This is a genomic window from Prevotella pectinovora (assembly GCF_000834015.1).
In the GTDB taxonomy this organism is placed as follows: domain Bacteria; phylum Bacteroidota; class Bacteroidia; order Bacteroidales; family Bacteroidaceae; genus Prevotella; species Prevotella pectinovora.
Map to the genome: position 1 here is coordinate 1 of NZ_JXQI01000004.1, position 7,258 is coordinate 7,258.

Genomic DNA, 7,258 nt, shown 5'->3' on the forward strand with positions numbered 1-7,258 from the left:
TTTTCATAACTCTTAATTGACACTTTTACTTCAGGATCGTAATACTCTCTACCATATCCCCAATTAATACTGTAAAGTTTTACCATTTGTGGATAATAGGTTACTTGAAGATAATCTGTTACCATATCACAGTAGTAATACTTATAACCAAAGGCGAAAATACCTAAAATCACGATTGGCAATGTCACGTATAAAAACTTTTTCTTTTGCTTCATAAAGATTATTACCTTAGAACGATTATATGAATTTGCAATTATTAGTTGTTAATAAAATTTGCCTCCAAGAGCTTTATAATACTTAATTGTTTCTTGGATAGACGTAATGGTCGCAGGTTTTAGAGTACGGGTGTCATAATATTTATCTCCATTCATTTTAATCTTTATATTCTTTGCTTTTTCAAGTGCTCGTATAAGGTCTATATCGCTTAGTTGCAAATCACACCATTCCCAGATTTGTCCCCCTCGACAGTCTGTATTAAAATCTAATCTTCTATATTCAAACACTTTACCATCTATATTGAATATTAAGTCTTCGATAAATAACCAGTCACTATTAACATACTGAAAGACAAACCTAAAATTCCTAACTTCTTTGTTTTGTTTCATAAAATAGCAATAAGTTGCATTTCTGTTTCGATATTTAGGACTATCTTTAGGAAAAATCCAGATTTTATTACTAAACTCGTCCTTTTTCTGATTAAAGTTTTTAGATAGTTTGTCCAATTCTGCTTTTCCTTCTTGTAATCGTGCTTCTTCCGCTGCAATCCTTTTTTGCTCTTCAATAATACTGGTGCTATCCACAGATTCCATTATGGTATTAACTGTATCTGTGTCCTTGGAAAAAGAACTGTTTTTCACTCTCGATTGGCATGATGACAAAACAATGCCACATCCAATTGAGGTTATTATTAAATATAATGATTGTTTCATAATGATATGCATTTTGGTTGTTCTAGCCCTTGCTGCTATAACAAATTATATTCATCTTGCGATGCTCGTTAAGATGCATCATATTATTTTAATTAAAAGCGCAAAACATCACCGTCGCAAAAATACAACGGTGATGCTATAGCTTATATCGAATGCTAATTCCTTATTAAGAATGTATACATTGCAATTTATTCGTAGGATTTCTAGTTCTTCTTCCAGGTATAGTCAAAACTTACGCCTTGACTTGATGAACCACTCCATTTCATCTTATTGCCACTAACAACAATCGTTGCGCTGAAAGTGTCACCATATGTGTTCTTAGCTGACATTTTATTGCCGTTAAGCTCCCATGTTCCATTGCCGATGGAGCTTGCAGTAGAAGAGAATTTGCCATCCTCACTGATAGTAATGGACTCGCCAACCATATAACCGGTTATAGGTTTTCCATCCACTTTATCTGTACTTGCGGTACATGTCCATGTTCCAACTACTTCTTGCACATTGATGTCTTTGCTGCCGTCTCCGTCATCGTCACTACTACATGACGTAAAGAACACAACTGTTACTGATACTACGAGCATTGCTAATATGCTCCAAATTTTGTTTGTTTTCATACTGTTTTTTTTTATTTACTTGTATATTAATAGTTTAAACTTACTTATATATCATCATAAGCGTCATAATCTTCATCACAATCATCGGCTTCTTCATATTCCTCATCTTCTCCTAATAATTTCTTGTTAATTGCATCTTCAAAATTAAACATAACACTTCTGTTTATTATAAAAATAGACACTTCGCCACCAGGCACAGTAAACTTAGAACTATATAAGCATTTCTGATTTTCTGTTGCTTCCAATTCGTCACCATCACCTTCGTAATATGGGTCACAAAATGTACGTGAATCAGTTGTTGGATTTCCATATTTTCTCATATAGAGTTCTCTCACATTCAGATATTTACTCTTCAAAGACTCCCAAGAACGCTCTTGCTCCGAAACAACAATTACTGAATAGACGTGGTTCAATTCTTCATTTCCACCTACATATATCTTAACTTTTAGCCCGGCAAATTGTCCGGTAAGAGATTCTCCATCATTATCGAAGCCTGCATTCATGATTTTTGCTCTTACTTTCTCTATTGAACCATTTAATGGAACCCCCTTGAACGTAATATGTCCTTCATCATCAGGGCTGTCCGTTAAGAGACTTTCGTACTTTTCATGTATTTTCGCCTCAAATTCTTCTAGTTCATCTTTTAGTTTTAAGGCATAAACATTGATAAAGTGTTCCATCATATTGTTTACATAACCAGCCTGCCCATCATAATATCTAAAAATGCGAACCACACCTTTAAGACCTTTCTCTCCTTCTTTGTCAATGAAAGGTGCAATATAGATGAGACAAGGCGCATTATCTCCATCGGTAAATTTCTTTACTCCAAGGATGCACTCCTTCGAAACATATCCAATATGCTTTCCACTTTCATGAAAAATAGCAATTGCATTAGGGTCATGCTGATTGTTAGGCTCGGTTTTTAGATAACCGCCTTCTATTGAATACTCTGTATAATTATCAAAGTCAACATAGAAAGACAATCCTGATATTCTTGCTTCAAGAGAATCTTTATCCATGTCTCCAGTCATGTCGTTCTTGTCAAAAGCGACAGAAAAACTTAAAGAAATACTACTTTTCATATTCTTTGTCTTATTGGGTAAGGTTTTGATGATATACGAAAGCAATCGTCTTAAATATATCGATTATGGAACTTCTATTATTATATTTAACTTAAACGCAAAAACGTGAGACTCTACACTTGCTCGTCACTCTTTCTCGGCCGTAGGAAGCCATTGGTTGATGACGAACAGATAGAATCTCACGCTGAAAGTTATACATTGCCCCGAAAAGTGTGCCGATGAGGTTAATCCTCCTTGGCACACTACGAGGGCTGATTATACAACCTACCCGTGACATCTTCTCTGCAATGCCATTGACAACCAATTTGAATTTCCTACGTTCAGAAAGTTCAATGAGCAAAGCGTTGACGACGCCTTATGTATGTTTGCAAACGCATTTGTTGCGAATGTGCCACAAAGTTACTAAAAATTATGTGAGAATAAAAACTTTATGGTCTATTGGTTGAAAAATAACTAATTTTTTAATGCACTTATGTCACGATAAAGGCAAATAACAGCGTTTCTTACATTATTCCTAAGGGGTAATGCAAAAAACGCTGTTATTGTTATGAGAGAGATTAAATGGGGGTATTGTCAACCTTGTTGGGATGGTACTATCCATCCAACTTGCCACCGCCACCTCTAACACCACTACCAGGTTTAGTCGTTAGGGCGGTGCTTTCGGGCAGTTTGATGTTGCCTTCATCGTCCATGTAATTGTAGATTACCTAGTTGATGTGCCAACTGCTTTTCTGTGAGATGTTTACCTCGGCAGCGGATAGGTGTAGGCTTCGTTGCTTGTATAGTCGAAAAACTCGTATCGGGAGATGTTCTTGCCAAGCTGAGTGCGGTTGAGCAACTCGGGATGGAATGCCAATACCGTATATTTGGCAAACGGTACTTCTGGATTAGGTTTCACTTTAACCGACTGTCCTGGAGCAAACGAAGTGACGGTCATTTCGTCAAAGTCATATTCTGTTCTGCCGTATGACAATTTGCAGCCCTTGTTTTCCTTCAGAAAGAGGGCATAAAGTCCGTAGTGATGCACAGCCTCCTGTATCGGAGCGGTGTTCTCTACACGTGCAATGCTTACTAAGGGATGAAGCGTTTTCACCCCGATGAAGTCGTTGAACTCCTGTATGGTATTAAAGAATAATTCCTTCATAATCCTAAGCCTTTTAAAATTCTAAATTTCTTGGGTGCAAAGATACGTACATTCTCCAAAAGAGTGTATACCTGGCTTTCGGAAGATATTACCTTTATTGCAGTTTATTATCCTTTGTACTTAAACACCTTGACCATATCCTTGTCGCCACCCACGAGCTGACTACATTTATTCAACATACCAGTATCGACGAAACCGCATTTCTCCATGACCTTTCCTGATGCAGGATTGCCTGTGAAGTGGTCTGCCCAGATGTTTTCGAAATGCTTCTCGTGGATGCAGTAGTCGAGCATCAGTTTCAAGGCTTCGGTGCAGATTCCCTTGTTCCAATAAGGCTTTCCTATCCAGTAGCCCACCTCGCAGTCGTTTTCTCCGATAGGGATGTTGCTGGTGGTGTGGGTGTAGTAGCCGATGCAGCCTATAGCCTCGCCAGTCTCTTTCAACACAATCGCCCATGTCGTGTCATTATGAAAGTATGTCCGGATAATCTCCAGACTTTCCTCTTCAGACTGATGCGCCGGCCATCCTGCACGAGGTCCTACGTCAGGGTCGGAGGCGTACTTGAAGAGCGCCTCTGCATCTGATTCCTGCCAATGGCGAAGTAAAATTCTTTCTGTTTCCATCCGATTATTTCAATGTTTTGCAGTCTATTTACGCAGTCTATCTACTATGTGCGCTTACCCCAGCCAGTTGGTAAAGATAAGTATACATTCGTGCACCTTCTCAAAGAATCTCCCTATCCGGCGCTTGATGCCCTTCCAATAAATCCCATTCTTTTTAATGCTCATATACTTCGTTCTTTATTTTGTTATCAATTCATTCAATTTATCCTCTCTGATAATCTTCGGCTGAGCCTTGCCTGCGAGAATGAGAATCTTTTTGCCATTACGATAAATATGAAGCTGTCGTGAGCGAACTACGGCTGTCAACTCCTCATCATTCTGCATGGCTTGCCAGATAGGATAATATATTCCCTCAGGTTCAAACAACTTTTTTTGAAGATGCGAACAGAGGTTTGTTGTATCAATAGTCATAGCCATATTTCTTTAAACTTCTTTTCTTACCACTTTAAAATCCCAACTCCACATCCTTGCCGAATGGTGCGAGCGAAAGCCCTGCCATCTTGAAATGTTGTTTTCCCCAAGGAATGCCGATGATGGTGATACATAAGATAAAGCCGAAGAACAGATGCACGAGGCAAGCCCACAAACCTCCGAAAATCAGCCAGAATAAATTCAGCGGAATGCGAATGCAACCTGTTGGACTATCCGTTTTCTTTACCGTAGAGCCAAAAGGCCATAGGCAGAGCAGACCAATCTTGAATGTCTGTATAGCAAAGGGGATGCCGATGATGGTACATGCAAGAGCCAGACTGCCAGTGAAATAAACGATGGCAGCTTTGAGACCTCCGAAGAGCAACCAAAGTAAGTTTCCTATTATGCGCATAAGATTATTCTTTTATATTGTTTTGATAAATCTTTCTTCCTTTGCCGAAAATTCCATCATCATTTTCTGGGCAAGGGGAGCGTACCATGTCTTTACCTCCTGCTCGGTAGGCGTATGCCCGCCAGGGAAATGGAAGGCGTGGTTGTAGTGCTCCAGAAAGAGCGGACAGAAGTGGGCGATGGCGTCATTATCACCAAAAAGTCCCCACACACGATCCTTATAATATGGGTCGCAATGGTCAAACTGCACGGCTTCCAGTTCTGCAAACTCCCCAATCAGCGCCTCGTCAATTACCAGCCGCTGGTTGCCGTCCTTTCTCGGTGCCTTGTATTCATGCTCGCCGATTCGCTCCTTCAGAAACTCCGTCATCATGAAATACGGATTGCCGAGCAAAGCAGGAATGCCCACCACGGGAGCCAGCATTTGGGCTAGGAAAGAGCCGCAGCTGTTGCCCAGAAGCAGGTCTGGCTGTTCGCGGTCGATGATGGAGCGAATCTCCCTCAATGCCTCCTTTGGATGCAACGGGAGGTCGGGAGTCTGCACCACCGCCGTCCCATTGAAAGCCTCTTTCAATGCCATTGCCATCGGACAACTGCCTGTGGCGAAAAAACCGTGTAGGAAAAGTATTTTCTTCATGCTATAATCATTGGATTATTATGCGTCAATACTGTTTGGGATAAGATATGCTCACCCACACAATATTTGTGTAATATATCTGCAAAGATATAAAAATATATCGGTAAGTCGTGGAAATGTCTCAAAAACAGATGATTTCCACGACTTACCGATATATATATTCAATATGGAAAGTGATTTCAGATATTCTTCCACGTATAAAATACTATATTAATCGGTCTGATAAAATCCATCTAACAATCAAAATTCAGGCAAGCTTTAAAACCCACAAACGGTCATCATACTGTCAGAGACCTAATGGCCGATTGGGGTTAAAAGGTAATCGGCAAACATGGACGGATTACAAATCATTTGCTTTAGAAGCGAGAAGTATGTTTACCTTGACCTTGTTTATAAAATAGAGGTAATTGAGATACTGGTTGGAAAGTTTAGCCTGCCGAAGCAGGAAATATACATAAAGGAGTAAGTATCTCTTAGACCTCTCATTGAGCGGCGGACAGGATTCGAACCTGCATTTACCATTAAAGGAGTAAGTGACTCTTGAGCCTCGCAAGGCAATAGAGAGACTATACCGCCGCAGTTGGGAAAGACGGAATACAGATTATCTGTGTATCTTTGTGGCGTTAATAGTCAATAACTAGTAATTTCCTTGGATTATGCCAGCCAATAACCATTCAGCGGTAGGGCTGCACCCTTAATCCACGATTGAAATATACTGCAAAAGACCTATAAAAAGGAAAAACAAAGTGTCTCTATTTCTTGCGTATGTGGGATATTTTTCGTATCTTTACACCTGTGAAAGAGAAAGTTACGGACATATCAAAAGTGCTGCAAGACATGACGGCAGAGATGCGGTTGATGCGTGAAACCATCAATCAGCAATATGCTGAGATTGCCAAACTGAACCGTAACATAGAAGCTCTGAATCGTCAACTGCGCAAGAAGGACGAAGAAAATTCAAGACTTAAAGAGCGTCTGTCCAAATACGAGAAGCCCAAGAAGAATTCCGGCAACAGCAGCACTCCGCCAAGCAAGGAGACTATGAAAGAAGAGATAGTCAGAAGGACAAAAACTCTCCGCAAACCAACTGGAAAGAAGCCAGGCGGACAGGAAGGTCATGACGGCCACAAACTATCCTGCTCTCCATCGCCGGACGAGACAATTGATGACACGCCTAACTATTGCACTAATTGCGGTGGCACGCTCGCAGACGCAGAGCGTGTGCTTGACTATGTAACTTTGCACTTCAATTCCTCAACCATCAAGTTTGTATGGCACACCTGCTGCGAGAGTTGCAGTATTTGTCAGAATTGAACGACAAGCAGGATTGGTCCGACAAGATAGCAAGCTTGTTCCGTGAAGCCATACATGAGAGAAACTCGAACCCATCTGCGATAATACCCAAGG

11 protein-coding genes are annotated in these 7,258 nt (G+C 40.3%); 2 read left to right on the top strand and 9 right to left on the bottom strand.

Features of this window, described 5'->3' with window-relative positions:
* The 9 genes from ST42_RS14155 to ST42_RS00390 form a co-directional block, all read right to left on the bottom strand.
* Positions 1–215 (bottom strand): hypothetical protein (locus ST42_RS14155; RefSeq protein ID WP_044071817.1); only part of this gene is annotated, 215 nt, incomplete at its 3' end.
* Positions 216–263: 48 nt separating this feature from the next.
* The gene (locus tag ST42_RS00350; RefSeq protein WP_156139263.1) at positions 264–929 is read right to left on the bottom strand and encodes a hypothetical protein; all 666 of its coding nucleotides are present in this window, start codon (positions 927–929) and stop codon (positions 264–266) included.
* Positions 930–1,132: 203 nt separating this feature from the next.
* Positions 1,133–1,543: a lipocalin-like domain-containing protein gene (locus ST42_RS00360; RefSeq protein WP_044071824.1), complete on the bottom strand. Its 411-nt coding sequence runs from the start codon at positions 1,541–1,543 to the stop codon at positions 1,133–1,135.
* A 44-nt stretch (positions 1,544–1,587) separates the two neighbouring features.
* Positions 1,588–2,625: an HIRAN domain-containing protein gene (locus tag ST42_RS00365; RefSeq protein ID WP_044071827.1), complete on the bottom strand. Its 1,038-nt coding sequence runs from the start codon at positions 2,623–2,625 to the stop codon at positions 1,588–1,590.
* A gap of 742 nt (positions 2,626–3,367) precedes the next feature.
* On the bottom strand, positions 3,368–3,769 hold the full coding sequence (locus tag ST42_RS00370; RefSeq protein WP_231556844.1) for a hypothetical protein: 402 nt from the start codon (positions 3,767–3,769) through the stop codon (positions 3,368–3,370).
* Between the two features lie 107 nt (positions 3,770–3,876).
* Positions 3,877–4,392, bottom strand: coding sequence for a GNAT family N-acetyltransferase (locus ST42_RS00375; protein WP_044071830.1), 516 nt, complete (start codon positions 4,390–4,392; stop codon positions 3,877–3,879).
* A 177-nt stretch (positions 4,393–4,569) separates the two neighbouring features.
* The gene (locus ST42_RS00380; protein WP_044066305.1) at positions 4,570–4,803 is read right to left on the bottom strand and encodes a hypothetical protein; all 234 of its coding nucleotides are present in this window, start codon (positions 4,801–4,803) and stop codon (positions 4,570–4,572) included.
* Positions 4,804–4,837: 34 nt separating this feature from the next.
* Positions 4,838–5,215, bottom strand: a complete 378-nt coding sequence (locus ST42_RS00385; protein WP_044071832.1) for a YccF domain-containing protein — start codon at positions 5,213–5,215, stop codon at positions 4,838–4,840.
* Positions 5,216–5,227: 12 nt separating this feature from the next.
* On the bottom strand, positions 5,228–5,851 hold the full coding sequence (locus ST42_RS00390; RefSeq protein WP_044071833.1) for a YqiA/YcfP family alpha/beta fold hydrolase: 624 nt from the start codon (positions 5,849–5,851) through the stop codon (positions 5,228–5,230).
* Positions 5,852–6,182: 331 nt separating this feature from the next.
* On the opposite strand from ST42_RS00390, the gene ST42_RS14420 reads away from it, so the two are divergent.
* Positions 6,183–6,317, top strand: coding sequence for a hypothetical protein (locus ST42_RS14420; RefSeq protein ID WP_262503190.1), 135 nt, complete (start codon positions 6,183–6,185; stop codon positions 6,315–6,317).
* Between the two features lie 329 nt (positions 6,318–6,646).
* A complete protein-coding gene (locus tag ST42_RS14545; RefSeq protein ID WP_394365279.1) occupies positions 6,647–7,165 on the top strand; it encodes a DUF6444 domain-containing protein in 519 nt (172 codons plus the stop codon).
* Positions 7,166–7,258: the final 93 nt, after the last annotated feature.

Bases quoted from the DNA above. Each gene is read 5' to 3' on its own strand.
- ST42_RS00350 (WP_156139263.1), bottom strand. From the start codon at position 929: ATGAAACAATCATTATATTTAATAATAACCTCAATTGGATGTGGCATT.
- ST42_RS00360 (WP_044071824.1), bottom strand. From the start codon at position 1,543: ATGAAAACAAACAAAATTTGGAGCATATTAGCAATGCTCGTAGTATCA.
- ST42_RS00365 (WP_044071827.1), bottom strand. From the start codon at position 2,625: ATGAAAAGTAGTATTTCTTTAAGTTTTTCTGTCGCTTTTGACAAGAAC.
- ST42_RS00370 (WP_231556844.1), bottom strand. From the start codon at position 3,769: ATGAAGGAATTATTCTTTAATACCATACAGGAGTTCAACGACTTCATC.
- ST42_RS00375 (WP_044071830.1), bottom strand. From the start codon at position 4,392: ATGGAAACAGAAAGAATTTTACTTCGCCATTGGCAGGAATCAGATGCA.
- ST42_RS00380 (WP_044066305.1), bottom strand. From the start codon at position 4,803: ATGACTATTGATACAACAAACCTCTGTTCGCATCTTCAAAAAAAGTTG.
- ST42_RS00385 (WP_044071832.1), bottom strand. From the start codon at position 5,215: ATGCGCATAATAGGAAACTTACTTTGGTTGCTCTTCGGAGGTCTCAAA.
- ST42_RS00390 (WP_044071833.1), bottom strand. From the start codon at position 5,851: ATGAAGAAAATACTTTTCCTACACGGTTTTTTCGCCACAGGCAGTTGT.
- ST42_RS14420 (WP_262503190.1), top strand. From the start codon at position 6,183: ATGGACGGATTACAAATCATTTGCTTTAGAAGCGAGAAGTATGTTTAC.